This window comes from Aetokthonos hydrillicola CCALA 1050, assembly GCF_017591665.1.
In the GTDB taxonomy this organism is placed as follows: domain Bacteria; phylum Cyanobacteriota; class Cyanobacteriia; order Cyanobacteriales; family Nostocaceae; genus Aetokthonos; species Aetokthonos hydrillicola.
Genome location: NZ_JAAKGC010000032.1, coordinates 25,636 through 51,483 on the forward strand (window position 1 = coordinate 25,636; position 25,848 = coordinate 51,483).

Consider the following 25,848-nt stretch of genomic DNA (forward strand, 5'->3'; position numbering starts at 1 on the left):
CTATGATGAAGTCCCTGGGATACATCCATGCGAGTCCCCTATGTAGGTTGCCTGAGCCAGGAAGTCACCCTCCTAACTGCGCTACAAAACGGTGCATGAAGTCTTTAAATTCACACGGATCATCAGTAACTTGGTGTTTGTGAAACACACACGATAACCTAACGTGCTTCTATATTTATCATTGCTATCGCTACGCTACCCTCTATACATTTATGCTCTCTTCTATAATTATGAGCGATCGCCAGGACAAAATAGCGACGGGTTTTCATATAAAACTAAAAATCCACAAATTAACAGTAGTATATATTTATTTTACTCATTTAATCCAAACAAATCTCATAAATCGGTAGAGAAACAGAATTAATTTTAAAATGAATTTATGTAAATAGTTCCAAATTTAAATAAGTGGGTGTTTCTAGGGATTTTCCAACTTATCTGGATTCACCCAACGATCAACAAACTCGTTGTTCTTTTTGCGCACTCTGACTAGTACTTTCTTTGAGCCTAGCTTCACTACTTCCACAACAATTCTCTGGACATTGCTAGAGTTTGCACGAGGTTTATAAAGCCAAACGATTTTTTGCCCTACCAAATAGTTAGGATATTTGCTGCCGTCTGTAACTTCATCTGCCAAAGTGTTTAAAGGGCTTGCTAGATTGATTAAAAGCACCAAGACGACGAAGGCTATTTGGACAAGTTTCATAAAAACTCACGATACGTCTGAAAAATGTTCACGTAAGCGTCACCCAAAGACGAAGCTTTCACCTTTAGGCTGGGGTACTGACAACCGTTACATTCGTAACAGGGTATTCAACGGTAACTCGATGTCATCATCCCGACTTATATTCTTGGCCAGTGCGATTAATTAGATTTAAGATTTTGTCCTTAATCTTATGATTTTCCTCGGATAAGAGCAATTACTTTTACTTATTTATATAATAAATACAATTTATCAAACACGCCTCTTTTAGCTTAAACTGACCAGAGCCATATCTAATCAATGCGTTTGGATTAACTAAGAATAAGTGGCGTTTGCAAATTCATTGTTATTACTCGGTTATCTGCTTGATCTACTTCCTCTTCTCAAGAGACAAAGATTCTAGCTGAAAGATTATACTGAGTTTTGGCATTCAAATATTTTTACAACCAATCACTTATATTTATGATTTTAAAAAAAAAGAATATTTGATTGTGCTCTAGGGAAAGCGTATGTTTAAAGTATCAAGTCCAATATATAGTCAATAAACTAAAAACGTGTAGATTTTAGTGATTTGTAGTTTCCCTAGAAATTGCACATATAAAAGAACACTACTTTAGACAGTGCTTACGCGATCTACTAAAAGTACAGCAGTAAGCCTGCTAATAACTTTTAATTGATTTAGCAATAATCTGATTCTGTTTATCTCGACGGGCTTAGGTGCATTTATTATCTCAGGCAGAACTTTGCTGGCTCCAATCGCTTTGACAGTTATATTTAGTTGTTTATCTTTAATTGTGACTAACTCAAAATGATTTAAACTTCTAGATTTAAGACTTCAATCATATAAAAGATATGAAAATTTATCCTCTTTCTTTTGCGGTGTTAGTGCTTATAATGAACTTAGTAGTAGCTTGCCCATCTTGGGCTACAACAAACCTTTCTTTAGTTAATCATCCTGACTACTTTGAAGTCGGGCAAAAAGTCATTTGGCTTTACAAAGCTCGTCCTGATGCTGCTGATGTTCAAAAAATTCCGGCTGAAGTGGTCAAGTTAAGCTCCAAGCAAGTCCAAATTAGAGTACGCAGAAACAGTAGCGAGTTCGTCAATCGATGGGTCAATCCTAACAAACTTGAGAGCTTTCCTCAGATAGAAGACTCAACATTGCAGTAAATCGAAACCTATGCAAAAATTATGGAAAAATTTCCCTAGATTCTGGTTTTTTACCGTTTTATGTAAACGTTAAGCAGGTATACTTTCAATATGTATAAATTGCAAGCAACGGAACCCTTTGAAAAGGTGTGATACCTTATAATCTTTCAACATTTGTCGTTCATTTCAACATTCAGATTACCGTGTACGCAAGGGATAATACCTTTTTTCCGATTATTAAAAATCTCAGACAAAGGAGAAAAATATGCAGTTCATCAAAATTATTCTTGTTGCTCTAGTCTTTATCTTGAATCTGATAATTGTTCAACCTTCTTGGGCAGGTAAGGATTTTACCAAAGGGGCTGACTATATTGAGGTAACTCAGGCACTCAATCAACTTTTAAGTGTTAAGAATAACCCTGAACAAGCAGGCTATACACCTGAAGAATTTCAAGAACGACTATCACAATTGCAGTCTCAGAAGTATGTGATGGAAACCGCTAAAAAGCGTGCGCAATGCCATAATGAAACAGGTAGAACTTTGGGTATTTATGCCAATAAACCAAAAAAATACCCAACGCAACTCTACTTTTTAGCAGCAGGGCAAACCACTGATGATGACTGGGATTGCGATGGCATATACTTACCCGCAGGTTCTCAAGTAGTTTTAAGTCCAAATACTCAAGTACAAGAGTTAACTGAACCAATCGCTGTAAAGTTTGTCGATGGTACCCAATCATTTGCTAGAACCAATCTAGCTACCGGTGCAATTGAATTCAGTGTTCCACCAGCGAAAGTTTTTAAGGTTGGCGAAGTCAACTGGTTACTTCCTACATTATCTCAGGCAGATATTGACGTGCAAGTTCCCAGTCCACAAATCATCGACTAATACTTGTCAAGCACACAATTTTGATGGGATAAGTTCATCAGTCTAATTACCTCATAATTTCTAATTCCTCCTGAGCAGTAGGGATTTTTTATTAATCTAATCTACAATCTACTGTGCTTTCAATATGTTTTATGCACTTGTACATTTCCCAGCGATTATCACCAACGATATCAATCAACTCAGGAAGGAATACGATCCACAAGTTAATTGGATTGCTCCCCATATTACAGTTGTGTTTCCTATAGAAAGCGTCCTAGAGGATGAACAGCCTCTCATTGACCACGTTGAAAATGTTTTAAGAGCGTGGAAGCCATTTCCTATTCATCTCCAAGGACTTGCGGAGTCCTCTGATAATTATTTATATTTAACTTTGCAAGAAGGAAATAGTGAGGTAGTGACCTTATAAATGTTGGGTTTCGTTCCTCAGCCCAACCTACATTAAACTTAATTTTTTGGATTAACCGAGTAATATTGACAATCAATTCACATTTGTTCATATACATTGAATTTTTCTCCCCAACTTACTTATGTCCTCTCGACTCAGCCCCTGCACCAATAGACGCAGATATCACTTGTCTGATCAAGCAAATGTAACATTAGTTCTTACAGATCAAGCATAACATCACATTTTATTTCAAAAAGTGACCATGTGTGGAGAGGTTTTTGGTTTTCCTTTTTCTCTTCCCCAAACTTCCTGATCTAAAACTCCTAATGGCACCCCTTCAATAGTTGCGGACAACACTGTATGTACATGCAGTCCGGTTGCTACTGGGCTACTGAGCGATCCTCAATCTCTTGTGCTTTTGTGAGTGCTGTAATCAAGTTCTGTTGTATCTTGTATCGCCAAAATCATTGCATACTGTTTTATCCGCTCTATTGTGCTTTCAATATAGACCCCATTTGACATCTTATGAGGTTTTGAATTAAGGTACTTCTTACCATCCAAAATCCAATGCTAATGGGCTATTCCAGCGACCTTACTGATGCAGAATGGGAAATTTTTGAACCCTTATTGCTTGAGAGATTACCCACTAAGAAGCAGACTAGACCGACCAACTGGACAAAGCGAGAGATTTTCAATGGAATTCTCTATCAACTGAAAAATGGGTGCAATTGGCAAGACTTACCCAAAGACTTCCCCCATATTCTACCGTCTATTGGCACTTGCATTCAGTGGCGAGCCGGTGGGGTATTCGAGGAACTGATGAGTGTCTTACATGGACAAGTGCGTGAACAGGTAAAAAAAACCGCGCTGGACGACGCCCGTCATCATTGACTCCCAGGCAGTGAAAAATACCTGCAATGCCAGTGTTGAGTCAGCCATGTTTTTGCTTCTACAAAGCCACCAACGGTATTAAAAGGCATCTGGCTATTGACACCCTTGGATTTCCCTTCTTTACACACTGCACTCGCGCCAATGTCTCAGACGATACTGGCTTAATTGAGACGTTGACTCTCAACATCGAGTACTTCAAGTCAAAACAAGAGCGATATTCCCAAGAACACCATCCTGTTAGATCACGGTATCACCCAGAATATTTAACTCAGGAGTTAGAGCGGATTTACCCAGAGATAATGACCAAAATCCAATTTCAACTTTCTACGAAACCCTCAAAACAAGAGAAAGCAGCACAAGGAAAATCTGGATTTGTTCCGGCAATAGCCTTTCGGGGTAATCGAGCGCTCCAATCCTTGGATGGAGCGTTGTAAAATTCTGGTTAAGAACTTTGAACGAAAGAAAGGCTAGTGCCACTGCCAAACTCAACCTCTGCTTCATCAGGCTAATGATTAAGAGGCTTGCAGATCCGGACTAAGATGTCAAATGGGTTCTATACGGTCGCAAAATTGCTGACGCTTGATTCGCCGATTTGCCCAAAATTCATATATTGCTTGAACTGCTGCTGGATCTCTCCCTGCAAGTGGGATACTCTCGTTCGGTTGCACTGATAAATCTTCGACAATTTTTATGAATCGCTGATTTCGCCTTTTATCTGCCAAATTAGCGGACTTTAGCTCTTCTAATACCCAAATTATCTTTCTTTCCTCACTTTTCAAGGTTTTGTCTATTGTTCATTCTCTTTAGACTTCACCCTGAAACTCCACCCAACAGCACCCTTATGAGATCAGCAAATAGCCATCACGCTCCCTGCGATGCTCATGCACACCGCCGCCAGATTGCGATCAGCGCTTCGCGATCACCCCCAAAAACAACAGCGTTCGATTCTCTCAATCCTGGATGACGAGGATTCTAATCCTTTAATCCCTTCTATGCACATTTATCTAATCCTTTAATCCCTTCTATGCACATCCAGTTCAATCCCATTCTATCCCGTTCACTTCCTCCCCATAATCATTCACTCACCAATTTGTATACTTTTGTTTCTTTTTGCGAAGCGAAGTCAGCCTCAAATCGTTACTTCATCGAGCTTCCACCTTTTTGTCACCCTAATTTTCTTCTTATAAGCTAATTGTTACTTCTGTTTGCACTAGTCTATTTAACTTTACTTTTCTTCGTATTCTCTTGACTTTTCCAAACTACTTCTGCTGCCTCGTTCTCCGAAAATCGCTGTTTGTGCTTCCACTGTTTTGACTACAACTCCCGCAGCATACCCTTTTTCGCCTTTCCCTTACTTTGTTACGAAACATGTGACTAAAGCATAGCCTCACAAAATCGCGTTGCTCGCCGAAAGCCTTAAGTTGAAATTAACTTGCCAAAGTTGCCTGGTGTCAGCTAGTTAAAATATGCAAACTGTATTTGTATAAGAGCTACAGAGTTATTTGCTAAATAACTCTTAGTGTGACCAGTTATGCTGCTAATGAGCAACCAGTAACTGAGATATCGCGAATTAGAGCTACTGTTATTAAAAAGTAAAACACGGTAAAAACTCATATGTATGATGTTGTGATTTGTGGGGGGGGGGCTGGCTGGTCTCAGTTTAGCGAGACAATTAAAGATGACCATGCCGGAACTGTCGGTTTTGATTTTGGAAAAAACATCCGGTGAGGTGCCAGTGTCACCTTACAAAGTTGGTGAATCTCTAGATGAGACCAGCAATTTTTATCTGTCAAATATTTTGCAACTTGAATCCTACCTCCAGGAACATCAACTGCATAAATTAGGACTGCGGTGGTTTTTTGGCGGTGGTAACCTACCTCTAGAAACTAGGCCCGAAATTGGGCCTCCTGAATTTCCCAGTATTCGCGCCCGTCATGTGGATCGCAAGGCTTTAGAAAATCACTTGGTGCAGCTAAATAAAGAAAGTGGTGTCGCTCACTTCACAGGTGTATTAGTCAAGGACATCCTCTTATCTGAGGATGACTCACCTCATGAGGTTCTGTACACCCAGCAAGGGGGTAATCATTTCACCGTCAAATGTCGCTGGTTAGTAGATGCAACGGGGCGTCGGCGGTATTTACAGTCTAAACTCAACTTGACCCAGCCCAGCGGCCATCGCGCTAATGCGGTATGGTGGCAACTTGAGGGTAAACATAGCCTAGATAAGATGGCAGACGATGCTGATTGGCTATCACGTAACAATCACCAAAGATGGTTCTCTACTAATCATTTGATGGGTGATGGCTATTGGGTATGGGTCATCCCTCTCATTACGGGCAATACCAGTATTGGTATTGTTGCAGCAGAGGAGATGCACCCCTTATCCAAACATAGCAATTATCAATCAGCAATGAAGTGGTTAGAAGAACACGAACCACACTTTGCCAAATTCATCCAAACTTCTACTGCTCAAAACTTCCTCGCGGTGAAAGATTTCTGTTACCACTCCCAGCAAGTTTTCTCTGAGAAGAGATGGTCTTGTGTTGGTGATTCTGCTATCTTTACGGATCCTTTTTACAGTCCAGGGGTAGTCATGCTGGCCTATAGCAACTGCTTGACAGTTAAAATGATCGAACTGGATCATCAGAATCAATTAACTGCAGAGATTGTCCAGCAATTCAACAACCTATTGCTACGTGACATCGGCCATAATTACCTGCAAATTTATCAGGATAATTATCCAGTATTTGGTTCATTCAATGTGATGTCAATCAAACTATTTTGGGATGCGGTTTATATCTGGTTTTTCCCAGGAGCGTTATTCTTCCAACAGCACTTTACAAATCTAGAAGTGTTGAGCAATTTTTCCCGCATAGCTCAGCGTTATTTGGCCTTGAATCAAAGGGTGCAAAAACTTTTCCAAGATTGGGGTCAAGCCATCAAATCCCAAAATTTTCCTTGTTTTTTAGCTTATGATATTAGCTACAAACCAACCTGCCTTGGGAAGCCACGAGCGAATGGAAAGCGGTTCTTCTTTGACATTTTCAAAGAAGCTCATTTTAGCCTGGTGGAGAAAAAGGATACGCAGCAATATTTGGCTGACTTGGAGGTACAAATGCAGGAATTGGAAATCTGGGCGCAAGTCATCTTTCGCCATGCATTGAACCAAGTTATGCCAGAAAGATTGAGTCAATTTCCCGAACCCTTTTGGGTTAATGTCTGGGCAATTGGTCTAAATCCAGAAAAATGGGAAGAAGATCGCTTATTCCAGCCTGAAACTGAACCCCAAGTAGACCTGCGAAATTACATCCTGGCGGAACTACCTGACGATCATTATCCGCCAGGTGCAGAACCAGTAACTACTTCTAGTGTTGATAATCCCGCTTACGTCGCAGCCGTCAATTAGGGTGAAGTGATTAAAGCAATGCGAGTTCGACAAATATAAAAAACCCCTCTCCAAACCTCTCCCCTGCGAGCGGCGTCTGTGCCAACTTGTAGCAAGTGGCTTTAAAGGCTAAATTTTCGTTGGTAATCAAGAGACATCTCCGAAAATGAATCTAGAACCTTTGTGCAGCTTGGGCTGATACCTAATTTCTGGAGATGTCTTGTCTAAGGATATTTCTGACCCTTTCAGCGTCGGAGAGAGGTTGGGCAAAGGTTCACCGAATTCACTTTAAAGCAATCACCTTGGTAAAAACTCGGATAACCGCTACAACATCCTTGTTAACCTTTTTTCTAGCCAACCTAGGAGATACTCATGACCCTGGAATTACAATCTTCCATACAATCAAAAAGCATAATCACACCGCCTGGTCCACGTGGATTACCCTTAGTCGGCTCCTTGGCTCCCCTACTGGGTAAACACCTACATGTCACCTTGAATCAACTAGCCAAAGAGTACGGTAACATCTTCCAGATTCGCATGGGTATCCGAACTGTGGTTGCACTCAACGGAATTAAGACCATCACAGAAGCTTTGATAAAGCAGCAGAAGAATTTTATCAATAGAGCGGATTTTGAATTCTTTAGCATACCAGCTGATGGAGGATTGTTTGAGGCTAAGAGTGGGCAAGCCTGGGAAAAACATCGTGGTATAGCAGCTAAAGCCATGCGTACTTTTGTGATTGATAAGTCAGACCGTGTTGAACATCATATTATGGAAGAAGCCGCCAAACTAGCAGATAGCTTCTTAAACTATGACGGTCAACCTTTCGATCCTGATATACCCTCATCTCTAGCTGTTGGGAGTATTATTCACAGAGTATTATTCGGCACAAGAGGTTCTTCTGAAGATCCGGATTTTGTTGCGACTGCCCGCATTCTCCAGCTCTTTCCTCCCGTTACTCAAAGAATCCTCATTAGCGAATTCTTGCCGAAAATACTTCGACCAGTATTTTTTATCTTCAATCAAAAATCATTACAAGATTTTCAGGATGTTCCTGCTACGGTAGACAAATTGGTTTCAAAGAATATAGAGCAGCATCGTAACTCATTCGACCCCGACAATATACGGGACATGACCGATGCGTTTTTGAAAGCTGCCAACGATCTAAGTGAGTCTGACAAAAAAAACTTCAATTTAAGCGAAAACCATATTCTTAGGGGAACATTGATGCAGCTAACAGGAGCTGGATTGGAGCCTGTGTTAATTCAGTTGATTTGGGCTTTACTTTACATGATTGCCTATCCAGATATTCAGGCGAAAATTCAGCAAGAACTAGATGAAGTGGTTGGCTTGGGACAACAGCCATGTTTAAATCATCGTGGCAAATTACCATTTACTGAAGCTTGTATTAATGAAATTCTTCGCCACTCTTCTATTAGTCCTATTCCCTTCCTTTATGCTTCCACCACTGACACGACTATCAATGGTTACTCTGTTCACCAAGGTACTCCTGTAATTATAAACCTTTATAGTTTGACACGGGACGAACGCTATTGGCAAAACCCTGATAAATTTGATCCGGATCGATTTTTAGATGAAAATTGTAAGATTAGAAGCGATCTTCTCGATAAGTTTTATCCGTTTGGTATTGGACAACGTCGATGTATGGGAGAGTATCTAGCGCGTCTTGAAATCTTTATATTTTTTACGACTCTTATGCATAAGTGCAAACTTGAAAAGGTGCCTAGAGAGAAGTTGAGTTTGGAGCCAAAACCAGGATTCTTTATGCGTCCACAAAAGTACAACATTATAGCTAAATCCCGCTTCTAAGCTAACTTGCGTTGAGTTTTCACGCACAAAGATTGTGAAAAATCAACTTTAGTCTAATTGTCATTTACAGCACCTAGAAATGAGTAAATCAGAAAATCTAAAAGATGTAGAAATAGAAGTTGAGAAGTTGGAGGGAAGGCACCGACGGATATTTGCCCAAATCCAGATTTCTTATCCATTAGAACAAGTCTGGCAAGTTATCACGGACTATGAAGCTTTTGCTAAGTTCATGCCCAATTTGAAGGAGTGCCGACGTTTAGAGCATCCGACTGGAGGCATTCGCTTAGAACAAGTTCGCACTTTAAGCTTTCTGGGCTTGAATTTTTCTGGTCGATCTGTTTTTGACATCGCAGAGGAATTTCCTGACAAAATTCATTATCAGCTAGTTGAGGGGGACTTAAAGGCTTTCTCCGGTGACTGGCGATTAGCTCCTGCAAATCTAGGCGAAAAAGCTGGAGTTGTTCTCACGTATAACTTTTCAATTTTGCCCAATCCCTTGCTCCCAATAGTGGTAGTTGAGCGCGTCTTCAGCCATGACGTGCCAGTGAGTCTGCTGGCGATTCGTCAGCGAGTAGAAGATTTGTTTGGATCCGGATCGAAGTAAATCAAAGTGAAATAGTACCAGAACAGGAGGAAAATTATGAAAGCTATTCTACAGTTAATTCTAGAAAAAAGACAGGAATTTGAGAAGCTACCTTGCTTTGAATTTGTTCGGGATGAGACAATTAGCCCAGAAGAACGACTAATTCTTTATCCATGCATTGCGGCCTTCGCTTTGAATTTTCGTGACCTCAACCGATATGATTATCGTGATGATAATTCGAGCGACTACTATCAAAAAATAATCAACATCCATACTCAAGAAGACGCAAAGCATTGGGAGTGGTTTTTGAACGATCTGGAACTACTTGGATTTGATAAAACCATGCGCTTTTCAGAAGCCTTGCGCTTTGTTTGGAGCGATGACCTGCTGCACACACGCCGATTGTGTCACAATATAGCGGTTCTCTCGCACGACCTAGAACCCGTTATGAAAATGGTCGTTATTGAAGCTATGGAAACCGCCGGCCTTGTTATCTTTCATGCTCTGGCAAAGCCAGGGGAGTCCATAGCCAAGGCAACTCGACGGAAATACTTGTATGTGGCTGACTCGCATGTGGAAGTCGAAACCGGTCATGCTGTGGGCACTGAGAATATAATAACCATCTTAGAACAAACGCAGTTGTCCAGTGAGCAAGAGGAAAAGGCTAAAGAGATCGTGAACAAAGTATTCCAATGGTCTACTAACTTAATAGGAGAGTTCGAGCGATACGTGAAAGCTCACCGCAGCGAGAAAGCACAGCCGACCGCAGCTTATTAGGCAATACAATTCAGATAAGCCCAAAACCCTGATTTAGAGTTAGAGACGCGATTTATCCCGTCTTCAAAGACCAATTATCTACGCCAATAACCCTTAACTGAACAGTTAGGGGATTTCACGAGTTTTTAGCCGGCGATGGAGCTAGGATTACCTATCGTAGGATCGAGTTACCCCGAGAAGACATCTTCGATGGACTTAAACAGCAGTTCGTCTATGTCTATACGTCGGATGACATAGACAACACGCAGCTTTTCACTCGAAGCTCCCCTGGCGTTGTGGTTCTGGATTATAACGACGATGGCGATGAAGTCTTTTTCCTCAACGAGATCAGCGTCTTTCTACATGGGTCTGGGGACAGTTTCCATTGACGAGCGAGTACGGTTCGTTGTTTAGTCCTGTAAGTAGCAAGTGTACAATAACTTACGCTAAGGCTGTAATCAAATCACAGCAATGGTTTCAGAAGCTATGATTTGTAAAGTGTCGTCTAAAAAAGAACAAACAATATTTGAAGGTAGAAGATGACCCATCATCCCCCAGAACCATTTCGGATCAAGATGGTTGAACCCATCAAACTGCTTGATCGCGATGCCCGCAAAGCTGCTATACGCCGTTCTGGTTACAGCCTGTTCGGTCTGCGCTCGGAGGAAATATTCATCGATTTTTTTACAGACTCTGGCACCACCGCGATGAGCCAGACGCAATGGTCAGCTATGTTTGAAGGTGATGAAGCCTATGCTGGGGGAAGCTCCTATTTCCGGCTGGCAGAAGTGATACATGACATTTTCGGCTTTGACTATTTTTTGCCCACCCACCAAGGTCGCGCAGCAGAAAATATTTTGAGTACCTGTATGGTCAAACCAGATCAATATGTACCTTCTAATATGCACTTTGATACTACCTATGCGAACATCCGCGCACGGGGTGGTCGCCCTATTAACTTAGTCATTGACGAAGCCCACCATCCTGGTTCTTATCACCTTTTTAAAGGGAATATGAACATTCAAAAATTACGAGCCTTTATCGAAGAGGTAGGACCAAACCAGATCCCTTTTGGCATGATCACAGTGACAAACAACGCTGGAGGAGGTCAACCCGTTTCGATGGAAAATCTAAGAGCAGTCTCCCAGACATACAAAGAGTTTGGAATTCCGTTTTTCATCGATGCTTGTCGCTTTGCAGAGAATGCCTACTTGATCAAGCTACGGGAACCAGACTATGCAGATAAAACACCGCTGGAAATCAGCCGTGAAATGTTTTCTCTAGCTGACGGAATAACCATGAGTGCCAAAAAAGATGGCATGGTAAATATCGGTGGCTTCATCGCCATGAACGACGAATTACTGTTTGAGCAGGCACGCAATGAGTTGCTCCTGCGTGAGGGTTTTCCCACCTACGGTGGACTGGCGGGTCGGGATTTAGATGCCATGGCGGTTGGTTTTCATGAAGTACTCCAGGAAGATTATCTTGCCTATCGTTTGGCACAAACAGCTTATCTGGGAGACCGTTTACGGGAATTAGAGATTCCAATTGTTGAGCCTCCTGGAGGACATGCAATATATATAGATGCTGGACGGCTATTACCTCATATCTCCCAAAAAGAATTTCCTGCTCACGCTCTGACAGTGGAACTCTATTTAGAGGGTGGAATCCGCACAGTAGAAATAGGCTCACTCTCTTTTGCTTATCCTGACCCAAAGACCAACCAGATGGTATATCCCAACTTAGAGTTGGTTCGTCTAGCGCTCCCAAGACGAGTATACACCCAAAGCCATTTGGACTACGTGGCTGAAACATTAGGCAAAACCGTGACGCGGTGCGCTCAAATACCTGGCTACCGAATAACCTACGCGCCTAAGGTGTTGCGCCAATTTACTGCTCAGCTTGAGCCTATAAAATTAGACGCTCATCCGTCAGCAACATTGTAGAGACTTCTATGTTTCCAGATTAACCAAAACTTCCGAGAATTGAACAAGACAGTCCCGATGAAAAAATTTTCACCGCCAGGCATGTAAGAGGAATATTCCCTACTCCCTCTTACAAGTCAGAAGGCGGGAGGCAGAGGGCAGAAAGTTCCGTACATTCGGCGATTCAACGCCACTTGAACCGGAGCCACCAAATTTCCAATTTGGTGGGGGTCTTAAACCCTTGGTCCTTTCAGTCGCGCAGAGGGTTCGGGTATTCAGAGAAGGGGATGAATCTCTTCTGCCCTCTACCTTTCCTTGAAAATTCTTCTTAATAGATGAGTAAGTGAGGTAAAACCTAATGTTAGAAGTTTGTATTATTGGCTTTGGATTTAGTGCGATTCCTTTGGTTCGTGAACTAGCTCGTACCCAAACAGAGTTCCAGATCATTTCTGCAGAGAGCGGCAGTGTATGGGATCGTTTGAGCGAGAGTGGACGTCTAGATTTCAGTCTGGTGTCCAGTTTTCAAACCAGTTTTTATTCATTTGACCTGGTAAGAGATTATGAGAAAGATTACTACCCGACAGCTAAACAGTTTTATGAAATGCATGAACGATGGCGTAGCGTTTATGAAGAAAAAATTATTAGGGATTTTGTTACTAAAATAGAGAACTTCAAGGACTATAGTCTGATTTCCACCCGTTCAGGAAAAACTTATGAAGCAAAGCATGTTGTTCTTGCGACAGGCTTTGATCGACTCATGAATACATTCTTGAGTAATTTTGATAACCACGTCTCCAATAAAACTTTTGTGTTTGATACAATGGGAGATTCGGCTAATTTGCTTATTGCCAAACTCATACCCAACAATAATAAAATTATCCTGAGAACCAATGGGTTTACTGCATTAGATCAGGAGGTTCAAGTACTTGGAAAACCATTTACTTTGGATCAGTTAGAATCTCCCAACTTTAGATATGTTTCGAGTGAGCTTTATGATAGGTTGATGATGAGTCCTGTCTACCCAAGAACTGTAAACCCAGCAGTTTCATATAATCAATTTCCCTTGATCAGACGTGATTTTAGTTGGGTCGATAGTAAGTCGTCGCCTCCAAACGGTTTGATTGCTATAAAATATTGGCCCATTGATCAGTATTATTATCACTTTAATGACGATTTAGAGAACTATATTTCTAAGGGGTACTTGTTGAATGATATAGCGATGTGGCTTCACACGGGTAAAGTGATTCTTGTTCCCTCTGATACCCCAATCAACTTTGATAAAAAAACTATTACTTACGCAGGGATTGAGAGATCATTCCATCAATATGTTAAAGGGGATGCTGAACAACCTAGACTCCCCACCATCCTGATCAACGGAGAAACCCCATTTGAATATCTGTACAGAGATACCTTTATGGGTGTCATTCCTCAACGGTTGAATAACATTTATTTCTTGGGATATACTCGCCCATTTACAGGGGGGCTTGCAAATATTACTGAAATGCAAAGTTTATTCATTCACAAACTTATCACTCAGCCCCAGTTTCATCAAAAGATACATCAAAACTTGAGTAAGCGAATTACGGCTTACAATCAGCATTACTATGGTGCCGCCAAACCCCGTAAGCATGACCATACAGTTCCCTTTGGCTTTTACACAGAGGATATTGCAAGGTTAATCGGGATTCATTATCAACCCAACGAGTGTCGTTCTGTCAGAGACCTACTCTTCTACTATGCTTTTCCCAATAATGCCTTCAAGTATCGCCTGAAGGGAGAGTATGCTGTTGACGGAGTTGATGAGTTAATTCAGAAAGTCAATGACAAGCATGACCATTATGCCCAGGTTTTTGTTCAAGCCCTAAGCATTAGAAATATGAACTCAGACGAAGCTGCCGAGTGGGATCATTCAGCCAGACGTTTTTCCTTCAACGATATGAGACACAAAGAAGGCTACAGAGCATTTCTTGATACTTACCTCAAAGCCTATCGTCAAGTCGAAAATATATCTGTTGATGACACTGTTGTAGATGAGGAGTGGAATTTCATGGTCAAAGAGGCTTGTCAGGTTAGGGACAAGGTTGCTCCTAACATTGAGGAAAAAACTCACTACTCGAAAGATGAAGACGTTAACAAGGGAATCCGGTTGATTTTATCTATCCTGGATTCAGATATTTCATCTCTGCCTGACTCCAACGGTAGTAGGGGTAGTGGTAATTTGAAGGAGGGTGATCGCCTATGTAAGTTTGAAGCTCAAAGTATAGAGTTCATCCGGAGGTTGCTTCAACCTAAAAACTACGAGCTACTTTTTATTCGTGAATCGACGGTGTCTCCTGGTTCACACAGACATGGAGAGACTGCATAACGAAAACCCACTCCATGTCGCTCGATCCCTCATTGCTGAGTTGTGTTAACGCTCTTTCATCACTTTCGCTCCTAGAAAAATACTAATTTAACAAAAATTTATTGTCTAATTTATGACTCCTGCTTACGAGTTACAACTGAGGGATTTTGTGGAAATTCACCACTATCTTTGGCTAATTTAATCGACATTCAATACTGCTCGGCTAAGCCCTTTGTGGTCATCATAGACAACGATATTTCAAGGTTTTCAGGCTACTTTATTTCCTTAACCGAGCAGTATTGGAATCACTATTATCCTCCGCACTTTGGCACTCAAAACGATATGTTGATCCAAATGTTACAACACCATCCCACGAAAAGTTATTTACTCTTTTTTGGTATAAAAATACACCAAAAAATACTCGGCTTTTCAGACCTTTAGAATGTTAAGAAATATTTCGCTAACAGTATCCATTACTACTCGCCCCCCTTAACCAATTGTTGTGTCACATATTCCATCACGAACGGTTGCAGAAAAAAACGATCGCCGCTTTTTTCAATTAATGACCTTTGCAATAAAGATTTAATTGCCGAGGGTACGAGATGCTGGTAAGTAAATGTGACTGTATCAGCAGCTATCTCGGTAAGGGATACTGGTTCTCGATTGATTGCCAGCCAATACATTACCTCTTTTTCTACCACTGACAAACGCTGGAACTGACTTGACAACAAGTTACCGATCTGCTCAAAAATTAATATCCCTTGTTCCACATACTGCAAAACAGGGGTAATCTTACCATTGAAGAGTTGTTGAGTTCCGGCTGCGACTATTTTTAATACCAGAGGATTACCCCCATAATGGTTGATGAGTACTTGCCATTCTTCTTCTGTACCTGTGAATTGTCCTTTGTGCTGAAATAACTCTTTTCCTGCAGTAGACTCTAATCCTTTTAATTGGAAAGATTTTACTTTTGATCTATCTCCTTCTAGCAGTGCTATTTCTTGGGGTTTTTCTCTGGAAGTCACCAAAACACAACTACTATGCGTGACTTCGCCAATACACTTGAGTAGTTGACCATATCCCTCATAGTCTGGGCAATATTGTTCGTCTTGAGTACTAGAAAGAATTGTCTCTACATTGTCTAATATCAGCAGACATCGGTGCAATCGCAAACATTCCATCAGCTTTGATAGTTTTCCATCAAAACTTTCAGGTAATACCATTTTTTTTCCTAATGCCCTCAGACAAAATTGCAGTATGTTTGTCAATTGCTCCTCTACTAGTGGTGCATTCTGCAGACTGCGCCACACCAGCACTTCAAATTCACTTTTAATTTGCAATCCTAACTTAACAGCTAAAGTGCTTTTACCAATCCCACCAATTCCCAATAACGCGACTAAACGACATTTTTCTTCTAATATCCAATGCTGTAGCTGCAATAATTCTTGACTGCGACTATAAAAGACAGACACATCTGGGGATTTTTGCCAGTCATACTGGTGATTCGTGCCTCGCACTTCCAAATTTTCAGGTGCGCTTGGTCGAGTATAATCATCTTTACACAACACCAAATTAAAGGCAGCGAAGATAGACTGCAGCGAACTTTTGTCTACAGTTTCTAAACGCCTTAATATTTTGGATATAGTGTGCAATGCTAAGTGTGTGCAATCGCTCAGTTCTTCTAAAGAAAAACTCTCTCCAGCATTGTTTTTCCACTCTGCTTGAGCTTTGGCTGTTTGAAGTTTATTCCAGCCTTTGAGGGTTAAGATTACACCTCGATTACGTCGACATTTTTGGTGTTGCATTACTGATTAAAAATGATGATGCACGGGTTTTTACTTTAGGTGATTTCCGAGAAAGAAAATACCTGGGAAGTGCGAGTTGCGACTTCGCTCAACTCACGATCTCTCAGTTGGTTGAGCGAAGTCGAAACGAACTGCTGCGGTATATTTATTCCTGTAAATCAGCTTATTTTATCCAAAAAATCTCTGCTATTCTCCCTCCCCCAACCGCTGTATGCGCCCAGTTGGTACCCTGTAAAAGAGTTTAAAGAGTGGTGATGCTGCAACCGTTGTGACTATGGCCATAAGTACTAATATGGTAAACAATGTTGGAGAAATCAAGTGATTCTCTAAACCAATATTGGTTAGAATTAACTCGATTAGACCACGAGCATTCATTAAAGCACCTATCATTGCTGCTTCTCGAAAATTTCCGCCACCTCCCAAGAAGGTAGCTAAGGAACAGGCTCCTCCTTTGGAGACAAAGGCGATGGTGATAGTTATGACGGTGACCCACAACAGGGATGGTTCGACAAGTAATCCAATCTGCGTATTGAGACCGGAGTACACGAAAAATATTGGAAGTAGGAGTGCTGCATCTAAATCCTCGATCAACCGACACACTTCATTTGCAAACTGTCCCCGTGGCATGACTGCACCCACCATGAATGCGCCAAATATCGAATAAATACCAATCACGTCCGTAAACCATGCACCAAGCATTAAAATCAAAAACAACACACTCAATATTCTTCTAGTGTTGTTTTTGATATTTGGGTGATCAAAAAGCCGAAATATCGGACGACCAAAAAAGAGCATAGTTACTGTGAAAACTATGCCACCTCCAATAGCTAGCACAGCAATGGCTGGAGAGTTTTTTGCAGTGGCTAGGACGATAGCAACCAAGATCCACGCTACGGAGTCATCAACTGCTGCTGCACAGAGAGTTAAAGTGCCAATTTTTGTGTTGGCAATACCGCTTTCATAGATAATTCTAGCAAGCATCGGAAACGCAGTTATCAACATGGCAGATGCCATAAATAGTGCAGCCTGCCATGGTGCAATGTTGGCTGGGAAGAGTCTAATATCGTGCGATAGAATAAAACCTAGCGTTCCTCCAAATAGCATAGGAGTTAAAATGCCTGATATGGAGAGGGTGCTAGCCTGCTTGAGATGTTTAGATAATAAAGCAGTATTTAATTGCAAACCAATAATGAACATGTAAAGTACAAGTCCAAGTTGGCTAAGGGCAAATAAAATAGTCATCGAGGGATGAGTAATGCTGGTTCTAGCACCATCAAAGGTGAGTGTGAGGGAAGTTGGAAATAGTGATTTTTGTAGGCTAGGTGCGATAAGACCAAAAAAAGATGGTCCCAACAGGACTCCAGCTATCATCTCGCTAACTACTTGTGTTTGTCCCAAGTAACGTAGCAGTAGACCAGCTCCTCGACTGACACCTAAGATGACTACAAGCTGTAAAAATAGGCGCATAGCCAGTTCTTGATTGGATGGCATATCAAAAATCCGGTAGTGTTATCAAACTGACGGAACGACAAAGTATGCTGAAAGGTTTGAAATGCAGAGAGTATAGTAACTTATGGTAAAAAAAGTAAATCTAGCTTTTTCAACAAGACCCACTTTTTGATAATGTTAGTAATATTTTACCAAAAACATCTGCAAAATTAACTGAGTGCCACAGAATATTTGTTGCTTCAGATGCTCATTAATCTTCTACAATCGATTAAAACAGTTAGCGTAGAAGTCATAGCGACATCAATGCCAATGCCCATTTTATTTGAAAGTAGAAGGAAGAAAATACAAAGATTTTTATCATTACCAAACCTTTCAATAGAAGATCTCTGGTTTCCAATTGTTACAACTTGGTTGTCAACATATTGTGAACCAGAAAAAATCGTTTATGTGGTAATAGATAGGACTTCTTGGAGCCGGATAAATCTCTTCGTAGTTAGTGTCCTTTAAGACAAAAGAGCATTCCCAGTATATTTTTCTCTATTACCGAAATTAGGGAATAGTAATCTTGATAAACAGACAGAGATTTTATCACAAGTCTTACCAATTTCTCAAAAATATAAAATACGCTTGAGTAATAATTCTCATGATCAAGCCAACACAAGATATCCTATGCTCAGCAAATCGCATCCAGGGGTGTTTTGTCAAGCCATTTGGAGAAAAATCTCTCTCTTGATACACAACTACTCGCATTTTCTGTAATTCATATTTCGGTAAAGATTCAGGTCAAAAGGGTATTGATAAGTGTGACATCTAAGGCAGACTATGCTCCCACACATTTTAAAGTGGGCGAACCGGGAGTTATTACCCGTGAAGTATTTTTACAACCTGATGCTCAAGGGATTTCCTCTGATACGATGAAAATAACTGCTGTAGAAGTTTTCCTCCGAGGCTAGGAGATTTCTCAACTCGAGACTGACATTTCCATTTCTGATAGGTATTCACACAATATTTCTCGAGATAGATTAGTTTGTTCAGGTACAAGCAGTAAGCACCACAAACAATAAAAATTGCAATACTCTAGCTAGCCTACAGGCAATTTTTGATTAATCAAATTTCAGATTCCAGAGTTCATCACCACGAAGTCGTTATGACACAAATACAGCCCCAAGAACTAGACAAAGAGACTCAAAAGCAACAAAGTCCTCCTAAAAACGGGGGAAAGCAACTATACAAAAAAGATCGCCAGGTAGACAAACCTCACAACAAACATAGACCTAAACCATTGTTGCTTTTGGGGGTGATCGCACTCCTCGCTGGTCTAGGGTACGGTGTCTACCGGATATTTTTTTCTCACCCTGATCCTGGCTTATTTTTAAGCGGTCGAATAGAGGGTCACGAGACCGACGTATCAGCAAAAATTGGTGGTCGGATAGCCAACGTAGCCGTCAGAGAAGGAGATATTGTTAAGCCTGGCCAGCTATTGGTGCAAATTGACGATGCTGATCAGCTTGCACAAGTACGAGGATCAGAAGCAAAAGTACGATCGGCACAAGAAAGCTTAAAGCGTTATCGCCAACAGTTACCAGTATTAGAAGCTCAACTAGAGCAAGCTAATTTGACTACGCAGCAAGCTAAACAAGATAGTTTGGGTAAAGTCAAACAAGCACAGAATTCACTAGCTGTATCTCGTGCTCAGTTAGTGCAAGCCCAGGCTAATTTAACGTTAGCACAAGTTAAACAACAACGGTACAAGAGCTTAGCAGCACAAGGAGCAGTAGCAGTTCAAACCCAGGATGAGTATGATACTAGCGCACAAACAGCGCAAGCCACTGTTAATGCTGCTCGTCAACAGGTACAGTCTGCGGAAGGGACACTGATTCAAGCCCAAGCAACTCTCCGCAATCAACCAATCAAAGCAGCAGCAGCATTACAGATCGAGAAACAGATTGTTCAAGCCCGCACTGATATCGCCAAACAAGAAGCAGACCTCCAAGATGCCCAAGCTACACTGGCACAGAGCAAAGCAAATTTAAATTACCTCACTATTAACAGCCCATTGACTGGTAGCGTCATCACTCGCTCCGTAGAACCAGGAGAAGTCATTGCAGCAGGCGCACCATTGTTGACAATTGTCAATACTAACTATCTATACCTGCGTGGTTTCATTCCTGAAGGAGATATTGGTAGAGTTAAAGTTGGTTACCAAGGCTTAGTTTATTTAGACGCCTTTCCAAAACAACCATTACAAGCAACAGTCACAAGAGTAGATCCCAAAGCCAGCTTTACCCCAGAGAACACTTACTTTAAAAAAGACAGAGTAACTCAAGTCTTTGGTGTGGAACTCACTCTAAAAAATAACCAAGGTTTAGCAAAACCAGGAATACCTGCTGATGGACGAATTTTAGAATCAGGAGTCAGGAGTCAGGAGTAAGAATCCATCAAATGGCGATTTCTTCTCAACAAGTCTGAAAACAGCGTGTAAGCGATGCGACTTAAACTCCTTTGTTTCTCCATATGTTTCGTGAAAATGATGTAATAATTCTGACTCCTCATTTATGGCAACAATTATTCAACCTAGTCCCCAACAAAAGGGTATCAAAGTACCTGTCATTTCTGTTCGAGATCTGCGCCACTTTTATGGCAAACAAACCAATGAAGCTGTAGCTGGTCTTAACTTAGACATCTATCAAGGCGAGATTTTTGGGTTAATTGGACCAGATGGAGCAGGTAAAACTACGACGTTTAAGATTCTATCAGGTGTCATGCCGCAAAAGAGTGGTATTGTTGAAGTTCTTAATTCCCAAGCCAGAGATGTCCGCTTGCAATTGGGCTACCTCACCCAGCGTTTCAGTCTTTACCAAGACATGAGCATTCTAGAAAACTTACGCTACGCAGCAGGTTTGCATGAGGTGAGTGACGCAGCGTTCAAAACTCGTAGCGAACGCTACCTAGAGTTATTGGACTTAGCACCGTTCAAAGAACGTTTAGCTGGTCGGCTTTCAGGAGGAATGAAACAAAAACTTGCTCTGTGCTGTGTACTCATTCACCAGCCAAAAATTTTGCTCTTAGATGAGCCGACTACAGGCGTTGATCCAGTGTCGCGTCGCGAGTTTTGGGATATATTAGCACAGCTTGCTATGACTGAAAATATAACTACAGTTCTCGCTACCCCATACTTGGATGAAGCAGAACGCTGTTCGCGAATTGCTTTAATGTATGAAGGCAAAATACAGCAGTGTGATACACCTGCTAACGTGAAAGCGAGTTTGGGTGTGCGACGGTTAGAGGTTTATCTACCCATCGCCCAATTAGATTACGCAGCAGAGATTTTGAAGAATAATGTTGATTTGCAGGATACAGTTTCTGATGTACAACGGTTTGGCGATCGCTTGGATGTGCTGACAGCCCAACCTCAAGAAACGACAAAGCGAATTAAACACATCCTAGAACAGCAACAGATGGAAATCCAAAATTGTGTGATCGATAGCCCAACGTTAGAAAATACCTTTGTTGCCCGCCTGCGGGAACTCAAAGGTGAGAATTTTGCTGGTGACTATCCCCGAATTTTCGCAGCAGAACAATTGACAGGAACAGCGATTGGTGCAGAAAATCTCAATAAAGTTTTCGGTAATTTCCGAGCAGTAAAAGATATTAATTTAGACATAAAATATGGCGAAGTCTTTGGTCTTTTAGGGGCGAATGGTGCAGGAAAGACTACCACAATCAAAATGCTTTGTGGATTGCTCAGTGCAAGTTCTGGAAAAGTAAGTCTAGTGGGAGAAACAGGTCACTTGCGTAGTGCTAGCGTACGCCAGAAACTTGGGTACATGTCACAAAAATTTACTCTCTACGACGACTTAACAATAGGACAAAACCTAGAGTTTTACTGTGGTGTTTATGGTATACCCCGCCGCCATCGCCGAGTTAAAAAAAACTGGGTACTCCAGATGAGTGACTTAGAAGGTCAAGAAGATAGACTAACAGCCGACTTACCAGGTGGTTGGAAACAAAGAGTAGCTTTTGGTGCAGCAGTCATGCACGAACCAAACGTAGTGTTTCTTGACGAACCAACCTCTGGTGTTGACCCCCTAGCAAGACGAGAATTTTGGCGTTGGATTAACCAGTTTGCAAGTGAAGGGATGGCAGTTTTAGTCACTACCCACTATTTAGAAGAAGCCGAACAGTGCCACCGTTTGGGATTCATGGTAGCTGGAGAACTTGTGACACAAGGAACCCCACGCCAAGTCAAGCAAGAACAACCAGGACAGTTAGTCGAATGGGAGTGCGAACCCATGCAACAAGCTTCAGATCTCCTTAAGCAGAAACTTGACCGCAGACGTGTATCTATTTTCGGTTCTCGTTTGCATACAATCTTAGATGATCCACAGACTGAGATTCCTCAAGGAGAAAATTGGCTCAAAGAAGCAGGAGTAAAAGTGCAAAGCCATCGAGAAATAAAATTTTCTCTTGAAGACGTATTCATCAATGTAGTCGAACAAGCACGCGAACGTGGTTTAGATGTACCAAAAGATTAACAAATTGTTATTGGTTAGTGGTTAGTTATTGATTATTCTTGATTATTAACAACAACCAATAATTAACAACCAATAATTAACAAAAAACTATGCGAACAAAACGCATCTTTGCTCAGACTATTAAAGAGCTAACACAATTAGGACGAGACAGACTGTCATTAATAATGGCACTCTTGTTGCCATTAATACTACTATTGCTGTTTGGCTTTGGGTTCTCATTAAAGGTGAATCAAATTGACTTTGCGATTCAGGATCTAGACGGTACACAAATTAGCCGAGAATATATTGCTACCTTTGAACGCACCACCAAATTCAACATAGTTGCCTATGGACCAAATATTAATGTGCTGCAACTGTTAAATCAAGGAAAAATCGCAGCCGGCTTAATCATCCCTCCAAAGTTTACGCGAGACTTTCTACGAGCGCAGCGTAGTTCTGAAGCACAAGTTTTGCTAGATGGGACAGATTCCAACACTGCAAACATTGTGAGAGGATATGCCAACGCAGTCACTAATGCTTTTGTCGAAAACCAGAGGGGTAGTAATGTTGTTCCCGTAAGTCTTCAGTCACGCCTATGGTACAATCCAGGGTTAGAAAGCTTGAAATACATTGGTCCTGGAGCTGTAGCGATTACCGTCACCCTATTTCCTGCACTTCTGGCTTCTTTAGCAATAGCTAAAGAGTATGAACAAGGAACTATCCTCCAAGTTTATGCATCTAGCCTAACAAGTATTGAATATTTACTTGGTAAAGTAGCAGCATTCTGGCTAGTAGGAATGGCGGAGGTATTGTTAGTAAACTTAGAAGCATGGTTAGTCTTTGGTCTGCGGTTTGCGGGTGACCCCACCCCTATGATTATTAGTTCAGCTATCTACATTGCTTGTGGAGTTTTTTGGGGTATCCTTCTTGGCAGAAATACTCAAGTACAAAGTGCTGCGATTCAAGCTGTTTCTTTTACTGCTTTTTTGTTGTCACTCCAACTCTCCGGCTACATCTACCCAGTATCAAATATCCCAATCGCCATTCGTTGGATTTCCTACTTAATACCAGCTAGACACTATATTCTCATCACTCGTGATGCTTATGCTCGTGGTGTAGGCTGGTTAGGAGTTTGGTTTCCAGTCTTGGCTTTGGCGCTGCTGGCTAGCTTATTTTTCTTTTTGGCTTGGCGTCGATTGGAAAGTATGCAAGTCGATTCTTAGAGGTTGACAGGCGTTGGCCCCTACCATGGGCGGGAACACTCTCATGTGTGGAAAATCTTTCGTTGAAGCGCTATTAATTCCTACTTCATATCTGATGATTTCTGTCAATGCGTATTTAGATGGTAGCTTTATTTGCGCCAATCTCTACTATAGCAGTGCTAAATCATTCGTGAAAAAAACGAACACACCTGTGTATACGTATATATCTGTCTTACCTCTTCCCTGTTCCCTCCCTAAGCCAAGAATTTTACAACTCATTTAGGATTGCTATAGCCCTCTTCTGTCACTCTCCGAAAACTCTTGTCATTTCTGAATTCTGGAGCTTTTGTATGGCAAGCGATCGCGCGATTATTTTCTAATACTAAAGACAAGACCCATTTTTCTCTAAAAGAATAGCTTGTATTGATTGCCTCATGAGGGTTTTAGAGGCTATTTATAAAGTAAATCTTAAGCATCGTTAGCACCAAAAACCTTTAATTTGCCTAGGTTGGGTTGAGGAACGAAACCCAACATTTTTAGGATTTTGTTGGGTTTCACTCCGTTTAACCCAACCTACAGAGTCTTAATGTTTACTTTATAAATTATCTCTTAGCGATCGCCCTCCTGGAAAGTGACAGAAGAGGGATAGATTAAAGCATTTTTACATCAGGCTGAAACTATAGCACAGGAGCAAAGATATGATAAAAAAAGGATTTACAAACTTTATAGACGCGATTTTAAGCAGTCGATTCTGGGCTTTATTTCAAAAAGAATTTAGTCAAATATTTCGTAACCGTCAACTCCTCATTCAAATGCTAGTACCTCCTACTGTCTTTTTGATGTTGTTTGGCTTTGCTCTCAATCCTAAGTTTCAAAACTTGAACGTTGGTATCACTGATTACAGCCACAGCAGCACTTCCCGTGAATTTATCGAAATATTCCAGCAGACTGATGCTTTTGTTATCAGTCATTACTACACTGCTCAACAAGATTTGCTTACTGATTTAGCAAAAGGCTCGCTCACTGTTGGGATCATTATTCCGCCTGAATTTAACTATGACATTGCCCAGAGGCGTACAGTTGAAGTACAAGCACTATACGATGCTGTTGATGCTAACACAGCAACCATTGCCTCTAGTTACGTTAGTCAATTGGTAAGTGACTATAATACACGTCAATTAAATAATGCACCTCAATTAGCTAAATCTTTACGTCAAAGAGTGACTGGTTCTGGAGTTTCTACCAATAATGCTTTGTTGAGTCAAAGCATCACTTCTAACTCAACAACTAACACACAACAAAATAGCTCTCTACAGCGCCAACAAGTTGAAGTTACGGCAACAGCGTTGTATAATCCCGGTCTGGAAAACTCTTGGTTTATCGTGTCAGGGATATTTGGGGTTTTACTTACGGTTATTGGTTCCCAAGCTGCTGCATCATTAGTGGTGGCTGAAAAAGAGGCAGGGACTATCGAGCAATTAGTTATGACTCCAGCTTCAAATACAGAAGTAATCCTTGCTAAGATCAGTCCATTGGTTGTTCTGCTAACAGTCGATCTTTTCATTGCTCTTACCATAGCAAAACAGGTCTTTGGTATACCATTTCGGGGTAATTTACCAGTGTTCGTCGTAATTGCCGTACTTTACTTCTTGGTGGGAATTAGCATTGGTATCATAATTGCGACCTTCTCAAAAAGCCAGCAGCAGACACAGTTGTCAGCTTTTTTTATCAATCCGCCTTTAGTTACTTTATCTGGAGCGATCAGCCCAATCTCTTCAATGCCTACGTTTTTGCAGTGGCTGACTTATCTCGACCCTCTGCGTTATTTTATCGAAGTTTGTCGCGGAGTGCTGCTCAAAGGAGTTGGTCTTGAAACACTTTGGTTTCAAGTACTAATGTTGCTCATTTTCGCCATAGTTTTGATGACCTTAAGTGTCCGTCAGTTCCGAAGTCAGTTAAGCTGAAGTTACCCCTCTTCTGTCACTCTCCGAAAACTCTTGTCATTTGTGAATTCTGGAGCTTTTGTATGGCAAGAGATCGC

21 protein-coding genes and 1 pseudogene are annotated in these 25,848 nt (G+C 41.2%); 18 read left to right on the forward strand and 4 right to left on the reverse strand.

Annotation, left to right across the window (positions count from 1 at the left end; all coding sequences use genetic code 11):
- Window positions 1-415: 415 nt before the first annotated feature.
- A complete protein-coding gene (locus G4P69_RS17540) occupies window positions 416-703 on the reverse strand; it encodes a hypothetical protein (RefSeq protein WP_208342784.1) in 288 nt (95 codons plus the stop codon).
- Window positions 704-1,594: 891 nt separating this feature from the next.
- On the opposite strand from G4P69_RS17540, the gene G4P69_RS17545 reads away from it, so the two are divergent.
- The 5 genes from G4P69_RS17545 (at window position 1,595) to G4P69_RS17565 (ending at window position 4,448) form a co-directional block, all read left to right on the forward strand.
- Complete coding sequence (locus tag G4P69_RS17545) at window positions 1,595-1,870, forward strand: hypothetical protein (protein WP_243902460.1); 276 nt, start codon at window positions 1,595-1,597, stop codon at window positions 1,868-1,870.
- A gap of 244 nt (window positions 1,871-2,114) precedes the next feature.
- Window positions 2,115-2,738 carry a hypothetical protein gene (locus G4P69_RS17550; protein WP_208342788.1) on the forward strand — a complete coding sequence of 208 codons (624 nt, stop codon included), beginning with the start codon at window positions 2,115-2,117 and terminating at the stop codon, window positions 2,736-2,738.
- Window positions 2,739-2,862: 124 nt separating this feature from the next.
- Window positions 2,863-3,144, forward strand: coding sequence for a 2'-5' RNA ligase family protein (locus tag G4P69_RS17555; protein ID WP_208342790.1), 282 nt, complete (start codon window positions 2,863-2,865; stop codon window positions 3,142-3,144).
- Window positions 3,145-3,696: 552 nt separating this feature from the next.
- On the forward strand, window positions 3,697-4,014 hold the full coding sequence (locus tag G4P69_RS17560) for a transposase (protein ID WP_208346769.1): 318 nt from the start codon (window positions 3,697-3,699) through the stop codon (window positions 4,012-4,014).
- A gap of 26 nt (window positions 4,015-4,040) precedes the next feature.
- Complete coding sequence (locus tag G4P69_RS17565; RefSeq protein ID WP_243902850.1) at window positions 4,041-4,448, forward strand: hypothetical protein; 408 nt, start codon at window positions 4,041-4,043, stop codon at window positions 4,446-4,448.
- A 108-nt stretch (window positions 4,449-4,556) separates the two neighbouring features.
- Here G4P69_RS17565 and G4P69_RS17570 read toward each other — a convergent pair whose 3' ends face one another.
- Entirely contained in the window at window positions 4,557-4,793 is a 237-nt protein-coding gene (locus tag G4P69_RS17570; protein ID WP_208344491.1) for an IS4/Tn5 family transposase DNA-binding protein, read from the reverse strand.
- 62 nt (window positions 4,794-4,855) lie between these two features.
- Between G4P69_RS17570 and G4P69_RS39955 the strand changes: the two genes are divergently transcribed.
- From G4P69_RS39955 to G4P69_RS17600, 7 genes are all read left to right on the forward strand, one after another.
- Entirely contained in the window at window positions 4,856-4,978 is a 123-nt protein-coding gene (locus G4P69_RS39955) for a hypothetical protein (RefSeq protein ID WP_279606304.1), read from the forward strand.
- A 669-nt stretch (window positions 4,979-5,647) separates the two neighbouring features.
- On the forward strand, window positions 5,648-7,420 hold the full coding sequence (locus G4P69_RS17575; RefSeq protein ID WP_339385381.1) for an NAD(P)/FAD-dependent oxidoreductase: 1,773 nt from the start codon (window positions 5,648-5,650) through the stop codon (window positions 7,418-7,420).
- Window positions 7,421-7,771: 351 nt separating this feature from the next.
- On the forward strand, window positions 7,772-9,229 hold the full coding sequence (locus G4P69_RS17580; protein WP_208350636.1) for a cytochrome P450: 1,458 nt from the start codon (window positions 7,772-7,774) through the stop codon (window positions 9,227-9,229).
- 79 nt (window positions 9,230-9,308) lie between these two features.
- Window positions 9,309-9,833, forward strand: a complete 525-nt coding sequence (locus G4P69_RS17585; RefSeq protein ID WP_208344495.1) for an SRPBCC family protein — start codon at window positions 9,309-9,311, stop codon at window positions 9,831-9,833.
- Between the two features lie 36 nt (window positions 9,834-9,869).
- A complete protein-coding gene (locus G4P69_RS17590) occupies window positions 9,870-10,589 on the forward strand; it encodes a hypothetical protein (RefSeq protein WP_208344496.1) in 720 nt (239 codons plus the stop codon).
- Window positions 10,590-11,107: 518 nt separating this feature from the next.
- Window positions 11,108-12,514, forward strand: a complete 1,407-nt coding sequence (locus G4P69_RS17595) for a tryptophanase (protein WP_208344497.1) — start codon at window positions 11,108-11,110, stop codon at window positions 12,512-12,514.
- Window positions 12,515-12,851: 337 nt separating this feature from the next.
- Window positions 12,852-14,858: an NAD(P)/FAD-dependent oxidoreductase gene (locus tag G4P69_RS17600; RefSeq protein WP_208344498.1), complete on the forward strand. Its 2,007-nt coding sequence runs from the start codon at window positions 12,852-12,854 to the stop codon at window positions 14,856-14,858.
- Window positions 14,859-15,313: 455 nt separating this feature from the next.
- Here G4P69_RS17600 and G4P69_RS17605 read toward each other — a convergent pair whose 3' ends face one another.
- Together G4P69_RS17605 and G4P69_RS17610 are read right to left on the reverse strand one after the other, a co-directional pair.
- On the reverse strand, window positions 15,314-16,642 hold the full coding sequence (locus G4P69_RS17605; RefSeq protein WP_208344499.1) for an NB-ARC domain-containing protein: 1,329 nt from the start codon (window positions 16,640-16,642) through the stop codon (window positions 15,314-15,316).
- Between the two features lie 186 nt (window positions 16,643-16,828).
- Window positions 16,829-18,133 carry a cation:proton antiporter gene (locus tag G4P69_RS17610; RefSeq protein ID WP_243902605.1) on the reverse strand — a complete coding sequence of 435 codons (1,305 nt, stop codon included), beginning with the start codon at window positions 18,131-18,133 and terminating at the stop codon, window positions 16,829-16,831.
- Between the two features lie 171 nt (window positions 18,134-18,304).
- Between G4P69_RS17610 and G4P69_RS39295 the strand changes: the two are divergent.
- From G4P69_RS39295 to G4P69_RS17635, 6 genes and pseudogenes are all read left to right on the forward strand, one after another.
- Window positions 18,305-18,715 (forward strand): annotated as a pseudogene (locus tag G4P69_RS39295) (IS4 family transposase); the annotation flags it as partial.
- A gap of 179 nt (window positions 18,716-18,894) precedes the next feature.
- The gene (locus tag G4P69_RS39300; RefSeq protein WP_243902606.1) at window positions 18,895-19,044 is read left to right on the forward strand and encodes a hypothetical protein; all 150 of its coding nucleotides are present in this window, start codon (window positions 18,895-18,897) and stop codon (window positions 19,042-19,044) included.
- A gap of 194 nt (window positions 19,045-19,238) precedes the next feature.
- Entirely contained in the window at window positions 19,239-20,522 is a 1,284-nt protein-coding gene (locus G4P69_RS17620) for an HlyD family secretion protein (RefSeq protein ID WP_208344500.1), read from the forward strand.
- A 124-nt stretch (window positions 20,523-20,646) separates the two neighbouring features.
- The gene (locus G4P69_RS17625; RefSeq protein WP_208350637.1) at window positions 20,647-22,626 is read left to right on the forward strand and encodes an ATP-binding cassette domain-containing protein; all 1,980 of its coding nucleotides are present in this window, start codon (window positions 20,647-20,649) and stop codon (window positions 22,624-22,626) included.
- 89 nt (window positions 22,627-22,715) lie between these two features.
- Window positions 22,716-23,828 carry an ABC transporter permease gene (locus G4P69_RS17630; RefSeq protein WP_208345628.1) on the forward strand — a complete coding sequence of 371 codons (1,113 nt, stop codon included), beginning with the start codon at window positions 22,716-22,718 and terminating at the stop codon, window positions 23,826-23,828.
- Window positions 23,829-24,505: 677 nt separating this feature from the next.
- Entirely contained in the window at window positions 24,506-25,771 is a 1,266-nt protein-coding gene (locus G4P69_RS17635; RefSeq protein ID WP_208345629.1) for an ABC transporter permease, read from the forward strand.
- The last annotated feature ends 77 nt before the right edge of the window (window positions 25,772-25,848 follow it).

Coding starts and splice junctions, on each gene's coding strand:
- G4P69_RS17540 (WP_208342784.1), bottom strand. CDS start 703: ATGAAACTTGTCCAAATAGCCTTCGTCGTCTTGGTGCTTTTAATCAAT.
- G4P69_RS17545 (WP_243902460.1), top strand. CDS start 1,595: ATGAACTTAGTAGTAGCTTGCCCATCTTGGGCTACAACAAACCTTTCT.
- G4P69_RS17550 (WP_208342788.1), top strand. CDS start 2,115: ATGCAGTTCATCAAAATTATTCTTGTTGCTCTAGTCTTTATCTTGAAT.
- G4P69_RS17555 (WP_208342790.1), top strand. CDS start 2,863: ATGTTTTATGCACTTGTACATTTCCCAGCGATTATCACCAACGATATC.
- G4P69_RS17560 (WP_208346769.1), top strand. CDS start 3,697: ATGGGCTATTCCAGCGACCTTACTGATGCAGAATGGGAAATTTTTGAA.
- G4P69_RS17565 (WP_243902850.1), top strand. CDS start 4,041: ATGCCAGTGTTGAGTCAGCCATGTTTTTGCTTCTACAAAGCCACCAAC.
- G4P69_RS39955 (WP_279606304.1), top strand. CDS start 4,856: ATGAGATCAGCAAATAGCCATCACGCTCCCTGCGATGCTCATGCACAC.
- G4P69_RS17580 (WP_208350636.1), top strand. CDS start 7,772: ATGACCCTGGAATTACAATCTTCCATACAATCAAAAAGCATAATCACA.
- G4P69_RS17585 (WP_208344495.1), top strand. CDS start 9,309: ATGAGTAAATCAGAAAATCTAAAAGATGTAGAAATAGAAGTTGAGAAG.
- G4P69_RS17590 (WP_208344496.1), top strand. CDS start 9,870: ATGAAAGCTATTCTACAGTTAATTCTAGAAAAAAGACAGGAATTTGAG.
- G4P69_RS17595 (WP_208344497.1), top strand. CDS start 11,108: ATGACCCATCATCCCCCAGAACCATTTCGGATCAAGATGGTTGAACCC.
- G4P69_RS17600 (WP_208344498.1), top strand. CDS start 12,852: ATGTTAGAAGTTTGTATTATTGGCTTTGGATTTAGTGCGATTCCTTTG.
- G4P69_RS17605 (WP_208344499.1), bottom strand. CDS start 16,642: ATGCAACACCAAAAATGTCGACGTAATCGAGGTGTAATCTTAACCCTC.
- G4P69_RS17610 (WP_243902605.1), bottom strand. CDS start 18,133: ATGCCATCCAATCAAGAACTGGCTATGCGCCTATTTTTACAGCTTGTA.
- G4P69_RS17620 (WP_208344500.1), top strand. CDS start 19,239: ATGACACAAATACAGCCCCAAGAACTAGACAAAGAGACTCAAAAGCAA.
- G4P69_RS17625 (WP_208350637.1), top strand. CDS start 20,647: ATGGCAACAATTATTCAACCTAGTCCCCAACAAAAGGGTATCAAAGTA.
- G4P69_RS17630 (WP_208345628.1), top strand. CDS start 22,716: ATGCGAACAAAACGCATCTTTGCTCAGACTATTAAAGAGCTAACACAA.
- G4P69_RS17635 (WP_208345629.1), top strand. CDS start 24,506: ATGATAAAAAAAGGATTTACAAACTTTATAGACGCGATTTTAAGCAGT.